Below are 18,290 nucleotides of genomic sequence, written 5' to 3'. Positions count from 1 at the left end.
CCCATGGTCAATCTCACCCGCATCTATACGCGTACCGGGGACACGGGCACCACCGCCCTCGGCGATATGAGCCGCACCGCCAAGACCGATCCGCGGATCGCCGCGTACGCCGACGCGAACGAGGCGAACGCCGCGATCGGGGTGGCCATCGCCCTGGGCGGGCTGCCCGCCGAGATCATCAGGGTGCTGGTCCGCGTCCAGAACGACCTGTTCGACGTGGGCGCGGACCTGTCCACCCCGGTGGTGGAGAACCCCGCCCATCCCCCGCTGCGCGTGCAACAGAGCTATGTCGACAAGCTGGAGGCGGACTGCGACCGCTTCCTGGAGGGCCTGGAGAAGCTGCGCAGCTTCATCCTCCCGGGTGGCACCCCGGGCGCGGCGCTGCTGCACCAGGCGTGCACGGTGGTGCGCCGCGCCGAGCGCTCCACCTGGGCGGCGCTCGCCGAGTACGGGGACTCCATGAACGTGCTCACCGCCACCTATCTCAACCGGCTCTCGGACCTGCTGTTCATCCTGGCCCGGGTGGCCAACAAGGAGGTCGGCGACGTCCTCTGGGTTCCCGGCGAGAACCGCTGAGCCCTCCCGGAACCCCTTACGCCCCGGCGCCGCGTATCGCCGGGGCCGGGGCCGGGGGGAAGAAAACGGCTCTAGCGGGCGTGCGAGGCCGAGCGCTCCCGCTTGGGGAAGAGCGTGTAGCTGAGTGCGATGACCAGGTTGATGCCGATCAGGAACAGCATCCTCTGCTGCCAGTCGCGCAGCGAGCCGATCCGGTCGTCGTCGCCGACGTACCAGATCGCGCCCTGGAGCAGCGCGATGGCGATGACCGCGGCCAGCACCCAGCGGGCGGCGGTCTTCCACTCGTGGACCGTACGCGCCATGCCGTACTTCGGCGGCTTCACCGGCGGCGGCCCGTCGAAGAAGCGGTGGGCCACCCGGGCGTCGACCCAGCGGATGGTCCGATGGCCGAGCGCGGCCGAGTAGCCGATGTAGACGGCGGCGAGACCGTGCTTCCCGTCCGGTTGGGCGCCGTTCCTCAGGTCGATCACGGTCGTCACGAACAGCACCAGCTCCAGCAGCGGTTCGCACAGCAGCACCGCGGTGCTCGCCTTCGGCTTCTTCGCCACGTACCGCAGCGCCAGCCCGATGGCCAGCAGTACCCAGAAGCCGGCCTCACAGGCGACGATCAGCGCGACAACCACGGTGTTCCCCTCTCGCTCCACCCTCGTCCCCCCACCCTCCCCCGGCGGTCGGGGCGCCCGCCTCGTCGGCGGCGACGAAACCCGACTGCATCCTTCGATGTACGCCGCCGCCCGGTGGGCCCGGCCCCAAGGGGGAGGCTCCCCGGGCACACCGCGTGGTGTGATGAGGCCATGCCGTCCCGTCCCCCTCTCGCGCGCCCCCACCGGCACGATGTACTGATCGCCCTCGGCGGACTGCTCGGCGGTGTGCTGATGTGGGTGGCGGGGCTGCACAACAACCCGTCGTTCTTCGACGCGCCCCGGTGGCTGGGGCTGATCGGACTGGCCGTGGTCTCGGCGGCCGAAGTGCTGCGGCGGGTGGCCCCGCTCATCGCGCTGGGCGTGGGAACCGCCGCGATCGTCATGGACATCATCAGCGGCGGGCTGGCCCCGACGCTGCTGATGTACACCGACCTGATCTACGCGGCCGTCCTGTACTCCGGCCCCGTGGCCGCCCGGCGCCTGCACCGGATCTGCTGGCTGGTCACGGCGCTGGCGACCGTGGTGCCACTGGCCGTCCTCCGCGACCCCCAGTGGCTGCTGCTCGGCGCGTTCGTCGCACTGCTCACCCTCTCCCCGGCCTGGACCGGATCCGTGGTCCGCAACCACCGTGAGCAGGCCGCGGCCGCCCGTCTGGAGGCGGAACGCATCGCCCTGCTGGCCGAGTTGGAGCGGCGGGAGGCGGTGGTCTCCGAGCGGGCCCGGATGGCGCGCGAACTCCACGACATGGTGGCCAACCACCTCTCGGCCATCGCCATCCACTCCGCCGCCGCGCTCTCCCTGAAGGACCCCGCCGCGACCGACGAGGCGCTCGGCGTCATCCGGGAGAACAGCGTGCGGGGCCTGGCCGAGATGCGCCGGCTCATCAGGCTGCTGCGGGACCCCGGGGAGACGGCGGAACCGACCGCCACCTCCACGCTGGACGCGCTCGACACCCTGCTGGAGCAGGCCCGCAGCACGGCCCGCTCCGGCGGTCAGGACATCGTCCTGTGCGACGAGCGGCCGAACGGCGCCGCCCCGCTGCCCGCCCCGGTCGAACTCGCCGCGTACCGCGTCGTCCAGGAGTCGCTCACCAACGCCCTCAAGCACGCCGCACCCGGCCGGGTGGACGTGACGCTGGCGCATCGCGCGGACGGTCCGCTCGAGGTCAGCGTGGTCAGCCCGTACGGCGACCGCTCCGGCCCCCGGGCACCCGGCTCCGGCACCGGGCTGATCGGGATGCGCGAGCGGGTGACCCTGCTCGGCGGCACCCTCGACGCCGGACCCGTCACCGCGCCCGGGGGCACGGTGTGGCGGGTGCGGGCCGCGCTGCCGCTGGGCGAGGAGAGCGCTCAGCGTCCGTCATGACCGTCTCGCGAACAGGAGCCGCCGTGATCCCTTCCACCCCGCCCGCCGGCACCGCGTCCGCGCCCCTCCGGGTGCTGGTCGCCGAGGACCAGGCCGCGGTGCGCTCCGGGCTGGTGCTGATCCTGCGGTCCGCTTCCGATATCGAGGTGGTCGGCGAGGCGGCCGACGGCCTCCAGGCGGTGGCGATGGCCCGTGCGCTCCGCCCCGACGTGGTGCTGATGGACGTCCAGATGCCACGGCTGGACGGGGTGTCGGCCACCCGCCAGGTGGTCGCCGAACAGCTCGCCGATGTGCTGGTGCTGACCACCTTCGACCTCGACGAGTACGTCTTCGGGGCGCTGCGCGCGGGCGCCGCCGGGTTCTTGCTCAAGGATAGCGAGGCGAGCCACCTGATCGAGGCGGTCCGTACGGTGGGGCGCGGCGAGGGGCTGATCGCCCCGGCGGTCACCCGCCGGCTGATCGCGGAGTTCGCCCGGCCCCAGCCGGCCCCCTCCCCCACCGCGCCCGATCCCTCGGTGCTCGCCACGCTCACCCGGCGGGAGCGGGAGGTGCTGGCCTGTCTCGGTCAGGGGCTGTCGAACGCGCAGATCGCGGCGCGGCTGACCATGGCGGAGGCGACGGTGAAGACGCATGTCAGCCGGCTGCTGAACAAGCTGGAGCTGCGCAGCCGGGTGCAGGCCGCGGTGCTGGCCCAGGAACTCAAGGTGAGGTAGCGGAAGCGGAGACGGCCGAACGGGCGACAGCGCTACGCGACGTTGACGCGCTGGCCCGGGGGCGCGGCCTCCAGCCAGGCCAGAAAGCCGGTCAGCGCGTCCTCGCTCATGGCCAGTTCCAGCCGGTTGCCGTTGTGCCGGCAGGCGAGCACCACCGCGTCGGAGAGCAGCGCCAGCTCTTCCTCGCCCTTGGGGGTGCGCCGCTCCAGCACCTCGATCGAGGCGCGCTCCAGCAGCCGCCGGGGCCGGGGCGCGTAGGAGAAGACCCGGAACCACTCGATGCGGTCACCGTTGTAGCGGGCGACCCCGTACACCCACCCCTTGCCGCTGGGCTCGGGTTCGCTCGCGGGGGGATCCCAGCGCAGGGAGCAGTCGAAGGTTCCGCCGGACCGCTGGATCAGCCGCCGCCGGAGACCGAAGACGAAGAGTCCCACCACCACCAGCGCGACGACCACGCCGCCCACAAGCAGAGCGAGGACCATCTTCACCGACCTCCTCGCGTCATCCGGAAAAACCGCACCTGCATCGCCTCAGCCGCGGACCGCTGAAGGGGAGCTCCAGCGAGGTCCGCGGCTGAGGTTTTCCGACCGTACGTGACAGGCTCAGTGCGCTCCCGCCACCGCACGCAGCCGGACGTCGGCGCGCCGCTCGGCGGCGGCGTCCGCCTCCGACTTGGCACGCTCCAGCGCCCGCTCCGCGCGCTTGACATCGATTTCGTCGGACAGCTCCGCGACCTCGGCCAGCAGTGAGAGCTTGTCGTCCGCGAACGAGATGAATCCACCGTGCACCGCGGCCACGACCGTTCCGCCGTCGACCGAACGGATGGTCACCGGGCCGGACTCCAGCACACCGAGCAGCGGCTGGTGGCCGGGCATGACGCCGATGTCACCCGATGTGGTGCGCGCGATGACCAAGGTGGCCGCACCGGACCAGACACTACGGTCCGCCGCGACCAGCTCGACGTGCAGCTCAGCAGCCAACGTGGCTCCTCGGGTCTCCCCCTGCCGGGTCGGGCAGGGCTTTCGTCACAGAATAACGGGCGTATGGAGAGGGGTGGGACCGGGCCCACCCCTCTCCCGGAGCCATGGGGCTCAGGAGACGCCCAGCTCCTTGGCCTTGGCCTTGAGGTCGTCCAGACCACCGCACATGAAGAACGCCTGCTCGGGGAAGTGGTCGAACTCACCGTCGGCGATGGCGTTGAACGCGGCGATGGACTCGTCCAGCGGCACGTCCGATCCGTCGAGGCCGGTGAACTGCTTCGCCGCGTGGGTGTTCTGCGACAGGAAGCGCTCGATACGGCGGGCGCGGAAGACGGTGAGCTTGTCCTCCTCGCCGAGCTCGTCGATGCCCAGGATGTTGATGATGTCCTGGAGGTCCTTGTACTTCTGGAGGATCGACTTCACGCGCGAGGCGCAGTCGTAGTGGTCCTGCGAGATGTACCGCGGGTCCAGGATCCGGGACGTCGAGTCCAGCGGGTCCACCGCCGGGTAGATGCCCTTCTCCGAGATCGGCCGGGAGAGCACCGTGGTCGCGTCGAGGTGCGCGAAGGTGGTCGCCGGGGCCGGGTCGGTCAGGTCGTCCGCGGGGACGTAGATCGCCTGCATGGAGGTGATCGAGTGACCGCGGGTCGAGGTGATGCGCTCCTGGAGGATGCCCATCTCGTCGGCCAGGTTCGGCTGGTAGCCCACCGCGGAGGGCATGCGGCCGAGCAGGGTCGAGACCTCGGAACCGGCCTGGGTGAAGCGGAAGATGTTGTCGATGAAGAACAGCACGTCCTGCTTCTGCACATCGCGGAAGTACTCCGCCATGGTGAGCCCCGCCAGGGCGACGCGCAGACGGGTGCCCGGGGGCTCGTCCATCTGGCCGAAGACCAGCGCGGTCTGCGGGAGCACGCCGGACTCGGCCATCTCCTCGATCAGGTCGTTGCCCTCACGGGTGCGCTCACCGACACCGGCGAACACGGAAACGCCCTCGTGCAGCTTGGCCACACGCATGATCATTTCCTGGATGAGCACGGTCTTGCCGACGCCGGCGCCGCCGAACAGACCGATCTTGCCGCCCTTGACGTACGGGGTCAGCAGGTCGACGACCTTCAGGCCGGTCTCGAACATCTCGGTCTTGGACTCGAGCTGGTCGAAGGCCGGGGCCTTGCGGTGGATGGACCAGCGCTCGGTGACCTCGGACTCGGCCTCGGGCTCGTTGAGGATCTCGCCCAGGGTGTTGAACACGCGGCCCTTGGTGACATCGCCGACCGGCACGGTGATGCCGTCGCCGGTGTCGGTCACCGCGGCCTGGCGGACCAGACCGTCGGTGGGCTGCATGGAGATGGCGCGGACCAGGCCCTCGCCCAGGTGCTGGGCGACCTCGAGGGTCAGGGTCTTCTTCGCACCCTCCTGCGAGGGGTCGGCGACCTCGACGGTCAGCGCGTTGTAGATGTCCGGCATCGCGTCGACGGGGAACTCCACGTCGACGACCGGGCCGATGACCCGCGCGACGCGGCCAGCGGCCACGCCAGCAGGAGCGGTCGGCTCAACAGTGGTGGTCATAGTTGTCAGTCACTCCCCGCGGAGGCGTCGGCCAGAGCGCTCGCGCCACCGACGATCTCGCTGATTTCCTGGGTGATGTCGGCCTGGCGGGCCGCGTTGGCAAGCCGCGTGAGCGACTTGATGAGCTCTTCGGCATTGTCGGTCGCCGACTTCATCGCCCGCCGGGTCGCCGCGTGCTTGGAGGCGGCGGCCTGGAGCAGGGCGTTGTAGATGCGCGACTCGACGTACCGGGGCAGCAGGGCGTCCAGTACGTCCTCGGCCGACGGCTCGAACTCGAAGAGCGGAAGGATCTCGCCCTTCTTCTCCTGCTCCGCCGCGGTCCCCTCGAGGCTGAGCGGCAGCAGCCGGTCCTGGACCGGGGTCTGCGTCAGCATCGAGACGAACTCGGTGAACACGATGTGCAGCTCGTCGACCCCGCCCTCGGCGGTCTCCTTGAGCACGGCCTCGATCAGCGGGGCCGCGATCTTCTTGGCGTCCGCGTAGGTGGGGTTGTCGGTGAAGCCGCTCCAGGACTCCGTGACCTTGCGCTCACGGAAGCTGTAGTAGGCCACGCCCTTGCGGCCGACGATGTAGGTGTCGACCTCCTTGCCCTCACCCGTGAGCCGCTCGGTGAGCTGCTCGGCCGCCTTGATGACGTTGGAGGAGTAGCCGCCCGCGAGACCGCGGTCGCTCGTGACGAGCAGGACCGCGGCACGGGTCGGGTTCTCGGTCTCCGTGGTCAGCGCGTGCTGGGTGGTGGAGCCCTTGGCGACCGCGCCCACCGCCCGGGTGAGCTCGGTGGCGTACGGAGTCGACGCGGCCACCTGGCGCTGCGCCTTGACGACGCGCGAGGCGGCGATCATCTCCATCGCCTTGGTGATCTTCTTGGTCGCGGAGACGGACTTGATCCGCCTCTTGTAGACCCTGAGCTGGGCACCCATGGGCTCAGTCCTCGCCCAGCAGCTTGCCGCCCGAGGTCTCGAACTGCCGCTTGAAGGAGTCGACGGCCTCGCTCAGCGCCTGGATCGTGTCGTCGGACATCTTGCCGCCCTCGACGATGCTGGTCAGCAGGCCCTTCTGGTCACGGTGCAGGTAGTCCAGCAGCTCCCGCTCGAAGCGGCGGATGTCCTCGACCGGCACGTCGTCCATCTTGCCCGTGGTGCCGGCCCAGATGGACACGATCTCGTCCTCGGTGGAGAACGGGGCGTACTGCGACTGCTTCAGCAGCTCGACCATGCGCGCACCGCGCTCCAGCGACGCCTTGGAGGCCGCGTCCAGGTCCGAGCCGAAGGCGGCGAACGCCTCGAGCTCGCGGTACTGGGCGAGGTCCACGCGGAGCCGGCCGGAGACCTGGCGCATCGCCTTGTGCTGAGCGGAACCACCGACTCGGGAGACCGAGATACCGACGTTCAGGGCCGGCCGCTGACCGGCGTTGAACAGGTCGGACTCCAGGAAGCACTGACCGTCGGTGATGGAGATGACGTTGGTCGGGATGAACGCCGACACGTCGTTGGCCTTGGTCTCGACGATCGGCAGACCGGTCATCGAACCGGAGCCCATCTCGTCGGAGAGCTTGGCGCAGCGCTCCAGCAGCCGGGAGTGCAGGTAGAAGACGTCGCCCGGGTAGGCCTCACGGCCCGGCGGGCGGCGCAGCAGCAGGGAGACGGCGCGGTAGGCGTCGGCCTGCTTGGACAGGTCGTCGAAGACGATCAGGACGTGCTTGCCCTGGTACATCCAGTGCTGGCCGATGGCCGAGCCGGTGTAGGGGGCGAGGTACTTGAAGCCCGCCGGGTCCGACGCCGGGGCGGCGACGATCGTGGTGTACTCCAGGGCGCCGGCCTCCTCCAGCGCGGCGCGCACGCCGGCGATGGTGGAGCCCTTCTGGCCGATGGCGACGTAGATGCAGCGGACCTGCTTCTTCGGGTCGCCGGAGCGCCAGTTGTCACGCTGGTTGATGATCGTGTCGACGCACAGCGCGGTCTTGCCGGTCTGCCGGTCGCCGATGATCAGCTGGCGCTGGCCGCGGCCGATCGGGGTCATCGCGTCGACGGCCTTGTAGCCGGTCTCCATCGGCTCGTGCACCGACTTGCGCTGCATGACCGTGGGGGCCTGCAGTTCGAGGGCGCGGCGGCCGTCGGTCTCGATCTCGCCGAGGCCGTCGATCGGGGCACCCAGCGGGTCGACCACGCGGCCGAGGTAGCCCTCGCCGACGGCGACCGAGAGGACCTCGCCGGTGCGGTGCACCTGCTGGCCCTCCTCGATGCCGCTGAACTCACCGAGGACGACCGCACCGATCTCGCGCTCCTCGAGGTTGAGGGCGAGGCCGAGGGTGCCGTCCTCGAACTTCAGCAGTTCGTTCGCCATGGCCGAGGGAAGACCCTCGACCTTCGCGATGCCGTCGCCGGCAACGCTGACCGTACCGACCTCCTCGCGCGAGGCCGCGTCCGGCTTGTACGCCTGGACAAAGTTCTCCAGTGCGTCCCGGATCTCCTCCGGCCGGATCGTGAGCTCCGCCATCTGGGTTCCCTGCTCTCCTTGTTGGGCCCGAAGTATCTGACTACGGCCCAACTCGGGCCGCTTACATGCTTGTTGAGTTGGTGGCTGTGTCAGCCGGCCATCCGCCGGGTCGCCTCGTCGAGGCGGTCCGCGATGGTCCCGTTGATGACCTCGTCGCCGATGCGCACCGCGATCCCGCCGACGACCTCGGGGTCCACGTCGAGATTGAGGTGCACGTTGCGTCCGTACAGCTTCCCCAGCGCCTCGCCGAGCCGCTGCTTCTGGCGGTCGCTGAGCGGCACCGCGGAGGTGACGACCGCGACCGTACGGTCCCGGCGCGCCGCCGCGAGCTTGGACAGCTCGTCGAGACCCGCCTCCAGGCTACGACCCCGCGGGTGGGTCACCAGACGGATCACCAGCCGCTCGGTCACCTGGTCGGCCCGGCCGCCGAGCAGCTCACGGACCAGGCCGGTCTTGGCCGTGACGCTCGCGCGCCGGTCGGTGAGGGCGCCGCGCAGCTCGGACGAGGAGGAGACGATCCGGCCGAACCGGAACAGCTCGTCCTCGACGCTGTCGAGGGTGCCGGCCCGCTCGGCCGCCACCAGGTCGGCGGCGCTGGCCAGCTCCTCGAGCCCGTCCACCAGATCGCGCGAGCGCGACCAGCGGGACCGGACCAGGCCGGAGACCAGGTCGAGGGTCTCGCCGCCGACCTGTCCGCCCAGCACCCGCGCGGCCAGCTCGGCCTTGGCCTCGCCGGGCTGCGCCGGGTCGGTGAGGACCCGGCGCAGCGAGACCTCGCGGTCGAGCAGCGCGGTGACGGCGGCCAGCTCATCGGCGAGCTTCGTCGCGTCGACGGCGGTGTTGTCCGTCAGGGCGTCGAAGCTTTCGCGCGCGGCTGCCAGTGCCTCCCGGCTCGCTCCATTCATCGGCCGGCCTCGGCCTTCGAACCGTCGGCCGCCTTCGCCTCGAGTTCGTCGAGGAACCGGTCGATGGTGCGGCTCTGCCGGGCCACGTCCTCGAGCGACTCACCGACGATCCGGCCGGCCAGGTCGGTGGCGAGCCTGCCCACGTCCTGGCGCAGGGTCTGAGCGGCCTGCTTGCGGTCGGCCTCGATCTGGGCGTGACCGGCGGCGATGATCTCCTCACGCTGCCGCTGCCCCTCCGCGCGCATCTCGGCGATGAGCGCGGCGCCCTGCTCCTGCGCCTCCTGGCGCAGTCGCGCGGCCTCGTGACGGGCGTCGGCGAGCTGGGCTCGGTAGTCCTCGAGGACCTGCTGGGCTTCGGCCTGAGTGGCCTCGGCCTTCTCCATACCGCCCTCGATCGCCTCGCGGCGCTCCTCCAGGACCCGGTTGATGTTCGGGAGGAGCTTCTTGGCGAGGAAGAAGAAGACGATGGCAAAGGCGATCAGGCCGATGACCAGCTCCGGGACTGGCGGAACGAGGGGGTTCTCGCTTTCCTCGGCCGCCACCTGTACCAGGGCGTTCACATCAGTGCCTTTCGTCGAAAAGGACAGTCAGTAAGCGTCGATCACTTACCGAACACGAACGGCATGACGATGCCGATCAGGGCCAGCGCCTCACAGAAGGCGAAACCGAGGATCTGGTTGGCGCGGATGAGACCGGCGGCCTCGGGCTGACGGGCCAGGGCCTGGGTGCCGTTACCGAAGATGATGCCGACGCCGACGCCGGGGCCGATGGCCGCGAGGCCATAACCGATGGAGCCGAGGGAACCGGAAACACCTGCGGCGAGGTCCACAGCGGACATGCTGTTTCTTCCTTCTCTTTCGCGGACCGGTGGGGGTTGGCCACCGGACGTCTCATTGGACGGGGAGCAGGGCCACTCAGTGGTGCTCGGCGAGCGCGCCCTGGATGTAGGTGCAGGCCAGGAGCACGAAGACGTACGCCTGAACGGCCTGGATGAAGAGCTCGAAGGCGGTCATGACGATGGTCATCACGAACGACACACCGGCGTACGCGATGCCGACCCCGTTCAGCAGGTACCAGCTCGCGATGGTGAACATCAGCAGCAGCAGGTGGCCCGCGAACATGTTGGCGAAGAGCCGGACCGCGTGGGTGAAGGGCCGCACCAGCACGTTCGAGAAGAACTCGATCGTCATGGCGAGCGGCAGCACCGCGCCCAGCGACTTGTCGTAGCCGGTGATGTTCTTGAAGCCGCCGACGAAGCCGTGCTTCTTGAAGGTCAGGCTCATCCAGAGGATGTAGACGGTGGCGGCGAGCACGGCCGGGTACGCGATCAGCGACGTGACCGGGAACTGGGCGACCGGGATGACCGACCAGAGGTTCATGACCCAGACGAAGAAGAAGATCGAAACCATCAGGGGGACGTACTTCTCGCCGTCCTTCTTCCCGAGGGCTTCATAGACGATCCCGCGACGGACGAAGTCGTAACCCGCCTCGCCGATCATCTGGAGCTTGCCCGGGACGACCTTGGCCCGGCCGAAGGCCGCCCAGAAGAACCAGACGATGGCGATCGAGCCGAGCAGGGCGAGCAGCATCGGCTTGTTGAAGTCGATACCGCCGACCGTGAAGAGCGGTTCGAACTTGAACGAATGTTGTCCGGGTGCCGGGAAGCCGCACCCGTCGAAGATGTGGCAGTTCGTCTCGAAGGCGAGCGTCTGGTCAGAACTCACCGCGAGCTCCTTCAGCGTGGCGCATGGGTACGGCAACCTCGTTGTGTCGGCGCGGCACACGGCCACGGAACGGCACTGGACTGGTCTTACGGATGTGGGGGCGGCTGGTCGGCACGTGGCCGAGTGGTATGTCGGGCATCAGCTGCATGGGCCGCCGATTCCATCCCGGGAATATCGGGGGTTCGGCTACCTGCGCCCGCTGCGCCTCAGATGGAACCGGACGATAGCAGGTGAGCGCACATGCCCTTATACCGGCCCTACTTCTCACGGCGCGGACCCGGCGGGAGCGGACTTCTTCGCCCCCTCGGGCTTGCGTTCGTCCTCGGCTTCCGGCTCCACGTAGAGGATCTTGGCCCTCATATGGGCACGGGTCTGTGCGCCGATCCACACCAGGGTCGCGGCGAGCAGTGCGAAGGCGAACGCCTTGGTGGAGAAGAGGGTGGTGTCCTTGAACACCGCGAGCACGACCGCGACCAGCAGGAACTGGGTCATGTAGAGCACCAGACCCATGGCCTGGAACAGATGCGGGAGGTACTTGGCGGTGCGCTGCAGCACAACCAGCCCCATCGCCATGACCCCTCCGGCGACGACTGTGCCGGCCCCCGAGCCGATCGCTCCCTTGGCCCCCGCGAGCACAGAACCGACAGCGACCGCGACCACGCCGGTGACGGCGGTGGGCACGGCGCAACTCAGGAGTGTTCTGGCGTCGTTGGACTGCATGAAGGGTTTCTCCGGCAAGTGTCGGAAGCAGCGATTTCGTCGTGGACGAGCGTATCCCCGGGAGCAGAGGAGACCTCACGACGATGAGCCGTCGCCCTACGGCCCCTCGGGTCTCAGCACCGGGTTTCGTGAACGGTATCACAAACTATTTGATGAGGTCTTTACCCACCGGGTGTGCTGCACGTCACACGGGAGAGTTATGGACCATGTATCTCGTTGACGCCGTTCCGTGATCTCCAGCGTTCTCCGCGATCTCTTTTCTAGGGCATTTACTGGGGTGTTCCGATCCTCCGCCGGTGGCTGAAACGCGACCGATCACCGATCGCGGTGGCCCCGTTCACCCCGCCCTTCACACCGGCATTCGCCGCACCGCTCGCCCCGCCGCTCATTCCGGAGCGCACCGGCTCCGGCTCCGGCGACGCGGACCGTCCGCCGGCCGCGACCGCCACGGGCTCCGCGGGCGCCTCGGCACCCTGTCCGGCCGCCCGCCCGGTCCGGTTGACCCGGCGGTAACGCGGCGGAACGAACGCCTCCGCCCAGTGCGGAACGCGTGGTGTGAACCGCGGCAGCAGCAACAGCACCAGCCCCACTCCGCTCAGCGCGACGATCGCGAGCACGAACCACACACCGGCCGAGTTCACCGAGTACGCCACGGCGCCGAAGGCGATCAGCGCGGACCAGAAGTACATGATCAGCACGGCCCGGCTGTGCGAGTGGCCGATCTCCAGCAGCCGGTGGTGCAGATGGCCCCGGTCGGCGGCGAACGGCGACTGCCCCCGCCAGGTGCGCCGGACGATCGCCAGCACCAGATCGGCGAACGGCACCGCGATGACGGTCAGCGGCAGCAGCAGCGGGATGTAGACCGGGACGGTGGCGTGCACCGCGGCCTGCTCCGACCCCTCGAACAGCTTCATCGCGTCCGGGTCGACCTGACCGGTGATGGAGATGGCGCCCGCCGCCAGCACCAGCCCGATCAGCATCGAGCCCGAGTCGCCCATGAAGATCCGCGCGGGGTGCGCGTTGTGCGGCAGGAAGCCCAGGCACATGCCCATGAGGATGGCGGCGAACAAGGTGGCGGGCGCGGCCGCCTCCAGGCCGTAGCCGTACCAGATGCGGTACGCGTACATGAAGAACGCGGCCGCGGCGATGCACACCATCCCCGAGGCCAAACCGTCCAGCCCGTCAACGAAGTTGACGGCGTTGATGGTGATGACGACCAGGGCGACGGTCAGCAGCGTGCCCTGCCACGGCGTGAGCGAGACCGGCCCGACACCCGGCACCGGAAGCCACAGGATGGTCAGACCCTGGAGCACCATCACACCAGCGGCGATCATCTGGCCGCCCAGCTTGATCAGCGCGTCCACGCCCCACTTGTCGTCCAGCACCCCCAGCAGCCAGATCAGCCCGGCGCCGGACAGCAGCGCCCGTGGCTCGTTGGAGAGCTCGAAGACGTCCTTGAGGTTGGTGAGGTGCGCGGCGACCAGCAGTCCCGCGCACAGCCCGCCGAACATGGCGATACCACCGAGCCGCGGCGTGGGCTCACGGTGCACATCACGGGCACGGATCTCGGGCATCGCACCGGCCGCGATGGCGAATTTCCGCACCGGCCCGGTCAGCAGATAGGTGACCGCAGCCGTGATGCACAGAGTCAGCAGGTATTCACGCACAGGCTGCCCCAGAGATATCGCTGGCCATCACAGCCACACACCCTATGCGTGTCGGACCCGTTGCGGTGAACGTACTTACAGACGTCCTACACCTTCGGATGGTTGCATGATTCGGCCCTCGTCCGGATAGGGCGGAAATCTCCCCGCCAGTTCCGCCACCTTTTCGCGTACCACGCCCTCGTCCCGCAACACGGTTCCCAGCAGGGCGGCTATGCGCTCCATTTCCGGCGGTCCCATTCCCTGGGTGGTGACCGCCGCGGTACCCAGCCGCAGTCCCTTGACGCAGCCTCCGGGCTCCGTGGCGGACGCCAGCGCGACGGTGTCCAGGACGATCCCGGCGGCCGCGCAGCGGCCCTTCGCGGTCCGTCCGTCCAGACCCAGCGGCGCCGGATCGGCGGTGATCATATGGGTGTCGGTGCCGCCCGTGGCGACCGCGAGACCCTCCGCGACCAGGCCGTCCGCCAGCACCCGGGCGTTGGCCACCACCCGCTGGGCGTAGGCGGCGAAGGCGGGCGCCGCGGCCTCGCCGAACGCCACCGCCTTGGCCGCGACGCTGTGCATCTGGGCGCCGGCCTGGGTGAACGGGAACACCGCCCGGTCCACCCGTTCGGCCAGCTCCGCACCGCACAGCAGCATCCCGCCGCGCGGCCCGCGCAGCACCTTGTGTGTCGTTGCGCACACCACGTCCGCGTACGGCACCGGGGACGGCGCCGCCTTCCCCGCGACCAGGCCGATCGGATGGGCGGCGTCGGCGATCAGATACGCGTCCACCTCGTCCGCGACGGCGCGGAAGGCGGCGTAGTCCGGATGGCGGGGGTAGGAGATGGAACCGCACACGATCGCCTTCGGACGGTGGGCGTGGGCCAGCCCGCGCAGCTGCTCGTAGTCGATCAGACCGGTCGCCGGATCGACGCCGTAGCCGATGAAGTCGAACCAGCGGCCGGAGAAGTTGGCCGGTGAGCCATGGGTGAGATGGCCGCCGTGCGTCAGCGCCATCGCCAGCACCGTGTCTCCCGGCCGCAGCAGCGCGGCGTACGCGGCCAGCACCGCCGCCGACCCCGAATGCGGCTGCACATTGGCGTGCTCGGCGCCGAACAGCGCCTTCGCCCGGTCCTGGGCGATCCGCTCGGCGACGTCCACCACCTCGCAGCCGCCGTGGTGGCGGGCGCCGGGATACCCCTCGGCGTACTTGTTGGCCAGCGGCGAGGCCAGCGCGGCCAGCACCGCCGGCGAGGTGAAGTTCTCGGCGGCGATCAGCTGGAGCCCGCCGGTGACGCGGTCGAGCTCGCTCAGGATGATCCCCGCCAGCTCGGGGTCCTGGCGGGCGAGCGCTCCGAAATCGGGTCCCCAGGAGGTGACGGCCATGGCGTGCTCACAGCCTTGCGGGGTCAAGGGTCAACGGGTGGTCAGGGCGGGCAGGGCGACCAGGACGATCGGTCGGACCAGCCAGGCCGTCCAGGGCGGTCACCCCCAATGTAGGCCCCGCACGCCCGCCCTGCGCGCCGTGCGCCGCGTCAGGCGCCTGTGGCGCCCCCGGGAGGGTCCCGGGGGCTTACGCGGGGGCGGGAACCCCCGTCAGCGCCGTGACGACCGGGTCCAGGGCCTGGTTGATCTCGTCCCCGATGGAGCGGAAGAAGGTGATGGGCGCCCCGTACGGGTCGTGCACCTCGTCCGCCTCCTCGCTGGGCGCCAGCAGCCAGCCGCGCAGCGCGGCCGCCGCCTGCACCAGGGCGCGGGCGCGCTCCACCACACCGCCCGCCTCCTCCGGATCGGGCAGCGTCGCGGGGTCTATGGCCCGCACCAGCCGGGTGAACTCCTTGAGCGTGAAGGTGCGCAGGCCCGCCGAGTGCCCCATCGAGATGACCTGGGCCCGGTGGTCGCGGGTGGCGGTCAGCACGAGGTCGGCGCGGATGACGTGCTCGTCCAGCAGCTCACGGCCGATGAAGCCCGCCGGATCGGCGCCGAAGTCGGTCAGGACCGTCGCGGCGTGCGCCTCCATGGGCGCGCCCTCATGGCCCCAGGTGCCGGCGCTCTCCACGATCAGGCCGCTCGTACGGGCGCTTCCGAGGCGGTGCACGAGGGCGTGCCGGGTCAGCCGTTCGGTGATCGGCGAGCGGCAGACGTTACCGGTGCTGACGTGGAGGATGCGGAAGGTGGCCTCGGGCTTCTTCGCATGGTGTTCCGCTATGCCACGCCCCTCAGGGGCCGTCAATTCGCCACCTTAAGGTCGGGTACGACCTCCCGGAGCTGCTCGGCGGTGAGCGCGCCCGCGCGGAGCAGCACCGGCACCTTGCCGGTGACGTCGACGATCGAGGAGGGCACGGCGGCCGGGGTCGGCCCGCCGTCCAGGTACACCGCGACGGAGTCCCCCAGCATGTCCTGGGCGGCGTCGCAGTCCTGCGGGGAGGGGTGTCCGGTCAGGTTGGCGCTGGAGACCGCCATCGGGCCGAACTCCGTCAGCAGCTCGATCGCGACCGGGTGCAGCGGCATCCGGACCGCGACGGTGCCCCGGGTCTCCCCCAGGTCCCAGGTGAGCGACGGCTGGTGCCGGGCGACGAGGGTGAGCGCACCCGGCCAGAAGGCGTCCACCAGCTCCCACGCCATCTCGGAGAAGTCGGTGACCAGTCCGTGCAGCGTGTTCGGGGAGCCGACCAGCACCGGGCTGGGCATGTTGCGGCCGCGGCCCTTGGCCTCGAGCAGATCGCCGACCGCCTCGGCGTTGAAGGCGTCCGCACCGATCCCGTAGACGGTGTCGGTGGGCAGCACGACCAGTTCGCCGCGGCGGACGGCGGACGCGGCCTCACGCAGGCCGGTCTTGCGGTCGGTCGCGTCCCCGCAGTCGTATCGCCGTGCCATCTAACGGACCTCCTCGTACGTGGCCAATGGGTGGTGCGGTGCCGCCGTCACGGCATGGCCTTCCGCGCGGTGGCGAACCGGGGCCGGTTGTTCAGGTCGGGGTGGTCGGCGGCGTCCGCCCAGCCACGCTCCTCCGTGAAGATCCACGGCACCTGGCCGCCCTGGGTGTCTGCGTGCTCGATGACCACCACGCCGCCGGGGCGCAGCAGCCGGTGGGCGGTGCGCTCCAGGCCACGGATCACATCGAGGCCGTCCTCACCGGAGAAGAGCGCGAGCTGGGGGTCGTGGTCGCGCGCCTCCGGCGCGACGTACTCCCACTCGGTCAGCGGGATGTACGGCGGGTTGCTGATGACGAGGTCCACCTGCCCGTCGAGCTCGGGCAGGGCCGTCAACGCGTCCGCGTGGTGGAGAACGACGCGGGACCCCTCGACGTTCTTGCGGGCCCAGCGCAGGGCGCCCTCGTCCAGCTCCACGGCGTGCACGGTCGAGCGCGGCACCTCCTGGGCGAGTGCCAGGGCGATGGCTCCGGAACCGGCGCACAGGTCGACGATGAGCGGTTCGACGACGTCCATGGCGCGCACCGCGTCTATGGCCCAGCCGACCACCGACTCGGTCTCCGGCCGGGGCACGAAGACCCCCGGCCCGACCTGGAGCTCGAGATAGCGGAAGAAGGCACGGCCGGTGATGTGCTGAAGGGGCTCGCGGGCCTCCCGGCGGGCGACCGCCTCCCAGTAGCGGGCGTCGAAGTCGGCGTCGGGCACGCCGTGCAGCTCCCCCCGCTTGACGCCGTGCACAAAGGCGGCGAGCTCCTCCGCGTCGAAGCGCGGTGAGGGCACGCCCGCGTCGGCCAGCCGCTGAGTGGCCTGCGCCACCTCGGCGAGCAGCACGTTCACTGAATTCCTCCAGCCGGTCCGGACAAGGGCACGAAGCGTTCTGGGTGCGACGGCTCAGCCCGCGGCCGCGAGCTTGGCGGCCGCGTCGGCGTCGACGCACGCCTGGATGACCGGGTCGAGGGCGCCGTCGAGCACCTGGTCCAAGTTGTACGCCTTGAAACCGACCCGGTGGTCCGAGATCCGGTTTTCCGGGAAGTTGTACGTACGGACGCGCTCGGACCGGTCGACGGTGCGGACCTGGCTGCGGCGCGCGTCCGACGCCTCCCGCTCGGCCTCCTCCTGGGCCGCGGCCAGCAGCCGCGAGCGCAGGATGCGCAGCGCCTGCTCCTTGTTCTGCAGCTGACTCTTCTCGTTCTGGCAGGAGACGACGATGCCGGTGGGCAGGTGGGTGATGCGCACCGCGGAGTCGGTGGTGTTGACCGACTGGCCGCCGGGGCCGGAGGAGCGGTAGACGTCGATCCGCAGATCGTTGGGGCCGATCTCCACCTCGACCTCCTCGGCCTCCGGCGTGACCAGCACACCGGCCGCGGAGGTGTGGATACGGCCCTGGGACTCGGTGGCGGGCACCCGCTGCACACGGTGCACCCCGCCCTCGTACTTCAGCCGGGCCCAGACGCCCTGGCCGGGCTCGATGGTGCCGCGGGCCTTGATGGCGACCTGGACGTCCTTGTAGCCGCCGAGGTCGGATTCGTTGGCGTCGAGGATCTCGGCCTTCCAGCCGACGCGCTCGGCGTAGCGCAGATACATCCGCAGCAGGTCGCCGGCGAACAGCGCGGACTCCTCGCCGCCCTCGCCCGCCTTGACCTCCAGGATGACGTCCTTGTCGTCGCTCGGGTCGCGCGGCACGAGCAGCAGCCGCAGCCGGTCGGTCAGCTCCTCGCGGCCCAGCTCCAGCTCCTTGACCTCGTCCTGGAAGTCGGGGTCGTCCTGGGCCAGCTCCCGGGCGGTCTCGATGTCCTCACCGGCCTGCTTCCAGGCGCGGTAGGCGGCGATGACCGGGGTCAGCTCGGCGTAGCGCTTGTTGAGCCGCCGCGCCTCCCGCTGGTCGGCGTGGATCGCGGGGTCGGCGAGCCGCTTCTCGAGGTCGGCGTGTTCGCCGATGAGTTCCTCGACCGCCTCGAACATCGGAGGGCTCCCTGGGGGTCTGCGTGGTGACGTGCGGAAGAAGTCTGGGACAGGCCGTGA

At 70.1% G+C, this 18,290-nt stretch carries 20 protein-coding genes; 3 read left to right on the top strand and 17 right to left on the bottom strand.

Features of this window, described 5'->3' with window-relative positions:
• The first annotated feature begins 3 nt into the window (after window positions 1-3).
• Window positions 4-576: a cob(I)yrinic acid a,c-diamide adenosyltransferase gene (locus tag PS467_RS28090; RefSeq protein ID WP_311037568.1), complete on the top strand. Its 573-nt coding sequence runs from the start codon at window positions 4-6 to the stop codon at window positions 574-576.
• 71 nt (window positions 577-647) lie between these two features.
• On the opposite strand, the gene PS467_RS28085 is transcribed toward PS467_RS28090, so the two are convergent.
• Window positions 648-1,199, bottom strand: coding sequence for a hypothetical protein (locus PS467_RS28085; RefSeq protein ID WP_311039982.1), 552 nt, complete (start codon window positions 1,197-1,199; stop codon window positions 648-650).
• 171 nt (window positions 1,200-1,370) lie between these two features.
• On the opposite strand from PS467_RS28085, the gene PS467_RS28080 reads away from it, so the two are divergent.
• A complete protein-coding gene (locus tag PS467_RS28080) occupies window positions 1,371-2,585 on the top strand; it encodes a sensor histidine kinase (protein ID WP_311037567.1) in 1,215 nt (404 codons plus the stop codon).
• A gap of 23 nt (window positions 2,586-2,608) precedes the next feature.
• Window positions 2,609-3,298 carry a response regulator gene (locus tag PS467_RS28075; RefSeq protein WP_311037566.1) on the top strand — a complete coding sequence of 230 codons (690 nt, stop codon included), beginning with the start codon at window positions 2,609-2,611 and terminating at the stop codon, window positions 3,296-3,298.
• 32 nt (window positions 3,299-3,330) lie between these two features.
• On the opposite strand, the gene PS467_RS28070 is transcribed toward PS467_RS28075, so the two are convergent.
• The 16 genes from PS467_RS28070 to prfA form a co-directional block, all read right to left on the bottom strand.
• The gene (locus PS467_RS28070; protein WP_311037565.1) at window positions 3,331-3,780 is read right to left on the bottom strand and encodes a DUF2550 domain-containing protein; all 450 of its coding nucleotides are present in this window, start codon (window positions 3,778-3,780) and stop codon (window positions 3,331-3,333) included.
• Window positions 3,781-3,900: 120 nt separating this feature from the next.
• Window positions 3,901-4,278, bottom strand: a complete 378-nt coding sequence (locus PS467_RS28065) for a F0F1 ATP synthase subunit epsilon (protein WP_268974449.1) — start codon at window positions 4,276-4,278, stop codon at window positions 3,901-3,903.
• 111 nt (window positions 4,279-4,389) lie between these two features.
• The gene (gene atpD / locus PS467_RS28060) at window positions 4,390-5,844 is read right to left on the bottom strand and encodes a F0F1 ATP synthase subunit beta (protein ID WP_311037564.1); all 1,455 of its coding nucleotides are present in this window, start codon (window positions 5,842-5,844) and stop codon (window positions 4,390-4,392) included.
• A 5-nt stretch (window positions 5,845-5,849) separates the two neighbouring features.
• On the bottom strand, window positions 5,850-6,764 hold the full coding sequence (locus PS467_RS28055; protein WP_268974447.1) for a F0F1 ATP synthase subunit gamma: 915 nt from the start codon (window positions 6,762-6,764) through the stop codon (window positions 5,850-5,852).
• Between the two features lie 4 nt (window positions 6,765-6,768).
• A complete protein-coding gene (atpA, locus tag PS467_RS28050; RefSeq protein ID WP_268974446.1) occupies window positions 6,769-8,340 on the bottom strand; it encodes a F0F1 ATP synthase subunit alpha in 1,572 nt (523 codons plus the stop codon).
• Between the two features lie 89 nt (window positions 8,341-8,429).
• Window positions 8,430-9,245: a F0F1 ATP synthase subunit delta gene (locus PS467_RS28045; RefSeq protein WP_311037563.1), complete on the bottom strand. Its 816-nt coding sequence runs from the start codon at window positions 9,243-9,245 to the stop codon at window positions 8,430-8,432.
• Entirely contained in the window at window positions 9,242-9,805 is a 564-nt protein-coding gene (locus tag PS467_RS28040; protein WP_268974444.1) for a F0F1 ATP synthase subunit B, read from the bottom strand. The genes PS467_RS28045 and PS467_RS28040 overlap by 4 nt, the downstream gene beginning before the upstream one ends.
• Before the next feature lie 41 nt (window positions 9,806-9,846).
• Complete coding sequence (locus PS467_RS28035; protein ID WP_093464694.1) at window positions 9,847-10,083, bottom strand: ATP synthase subunit C-like protein; 237 nt, start codon at window positions 10,081-10,083, stop codon at window positions 9,847-9,849.
• 76 nt (window positions 10,084-10,159) lie between these two features.
• Complete coding sequence (atpB, locus tag PS467_RS28030; RefSeq protein WP_498076487.1) at window positions 10,160-10,969, bottom strand: F0F1 ATP synthase subunit A; 810 nt, start codon at window positions 10,967-10,969, stop codon at window positions 10,160-10,162.
• Between the two features lie 264 nt (window positions 10,970-11,233).
• Window positions 11,234-11,689, bottom strand: a complete 456-nt coding sequence (locus PS467_RS28025) for a Cg1360 family ATP-synthase-associated protein (RefSeq protein WP_311037562.1) — start codon at window positions 11,687-11,689, stop codon at window positions 11,234-11,236.
• 269 nt (window positions 11,690-11,958) lie between these two features.
• Complete coding sequence (locus tag PS467_RS28020) at window positions 11,959-13,368, bottom strand: MraY family glycosyltransferase (protein WP_311039981.1); 1,410 nt, start codon at window positions 13,366-13,368, stop codon at window positions 11,959-11,961.
• A gap of 63 nt (window positions 13,369-13,431) precedes the next feature.
• Window positions 13,432-14,721, bottom strand: a complete 1,290-nt coding sequence (glyA, locus tag PS467_RS28015; protein ID WP_311037561.1) for a serine hydroxymethyltransferase — start codon at window positions 14,719-14,721, stop codon at window positions 13,432-13,434.
• 187 nt (window positions 14,722-14,908) lie between these two features.
• A complete protein-coding gene (locus tag PS467_RS28010; RefSeq protein WP_268974441.1) occupies window positions 14,909-15,568 on the bottom strand; it encodes an arsenate reductase/protein-tyrosine-phosphatase family protein in 660 nt (219 codons plus the stop codon).
• Window positions 15,565-16,212 carry an L-threonylcarbamoyladenylate synthase gene (locus PS467_RS28005; RefSeq protein WP_268974440.1) on the bottom strand — a complete coding sequence of 216 codons (648 nt, stop codon included), beginning with the start codon at window positions 16,210-16,212 and terminating at the stop codon, window positions 15,565-15,567. The genes PS467_RS28010 and PS467_RS28005 overlap by 4 nt, the downstream gene beginning before the upstream one ends.
• A 47-nt stretch (window positions 16,213-16,259) precedes the next feature.
• Window positions 16,260-17,105: a peptide chain release factor N(5)-glutamine methyltransferase gene (prmC, locus tag PS467_RS28000; RefSeq protein ID WP_191069323.1), complete on the bottom strand. Its 846-nt coding sequence runs from the start codon at window positions 17,103-17,105 to the stop codon at window positions 16,260-16,262.
• Between the two features lie 54 nt (window positions 17,106-17,159).
• Window positions 17,160-18,230 (bottom strand): peptide chain release factor 1, encoded by a 1,071-nt coding sequence (prfA, locus tag PS467_RS27995; RefSeq protein WP_311037560.1) that lies wholly within the window; start codon window positions 18,228-18,230, stop codon window positions 17,160-17,162.
• Between the last annotated feature and the right edge of the window lie 60 nt (window positions 18,231-18,290).

It is taken from the genome of Streptomyces luomodiensis (genome assembly GCF_031679605.1).
Taxonomy (GTDB): Bacteria; Actinomycetota; Actinomycetes; order Streptomycetales; family Streptomycetaceae; genus Streptomyces; species Streptomyces luomodiensis.
This window is presented reverse-complemented; position numbering and strand designations above follow the sequence as displayed.

Coding starts and splice junctions, on each gene's coding strand:
- PS467_RS28055 (WP_268974447.1), bottom strand. CDS start 6,764: ATGGGTGCCCAGCTCAGGGTCTACAAGAGGCGGATCAAGTCCGTCTCC.
- prfA (WP_311037560.1), bottom strand. CDS start 18,230: ATGTTCGAGGCGGTCGAGGAACTCATCGGCGAACACGCCGACCTCGAG.
- PS467_RS28005 (WP_268974440.1), bottom strand. CDS start 16,212: ATGGCACGGCGATACGACTGCGGGGACGCGACCGACCGCAAGACCGGC.
- PS467_RS28080 (WP_311037567.1), top strand. CDS start 1,371: ATGCCGTCCCGTCCCCCTCTCGCGCGCCCCCACCGGCACGATGTACTG.
- PS467_RS28035 (WP_093464694.1), bottom strand. CDS start 10,083: ATGTCCGCTGTGGACCTCGCCGCAGGTGTTTCCGGTTCCCTCGGCTCC.
- PS467_RS28090 (WP_311037568.1), top strand. CDS start 4: ATGGTCAATCTCACCCGCATCTATACGCGTACCGGGGACACGGGCACC.
- glyA (WP_311037561.1), bottom strand. CDS start 14,721: ATGGCCGTCACCTCCTGGGGACCCGATTTCGGAGCGCTCGCCCGCCAG.
- PS467_RS28025 (WP_311037562.1), bottom strand. CDS start 11,689: ATGCAGTCCAACGACGCCAGAACACTCCTGAGTTGCGCCGTGCCCACC.
- atpA (WP_268974446.1), bottom strand. CDS start 8,340: ATGGCGGAGCTCACGATCCGGCCGGAGGAGATCCGGGACGCACTGGAG.
- atpD (WP_311037564.1), bottom strand. CDS start 5,844: ATGACCACCACTGTTGAGCCGACCGCTCCTGCTGGCGTGGCCGCTGGC.
- PS467_RS28045 (WP_311037563.1), bottom strand. CDS start 9,245: ATGAATGGAGCGAGCCGGGAGGCACTGGCAGCCGCGCGCGAAAGCTTC.
- PS467_RS28070 (WP_311037565.1), bottom strand. CDS start 3,780: ATGGTCCTCGCTCTGCTTGTGGGCGGCGTGGTCGTCGCGCTGGTGGTG.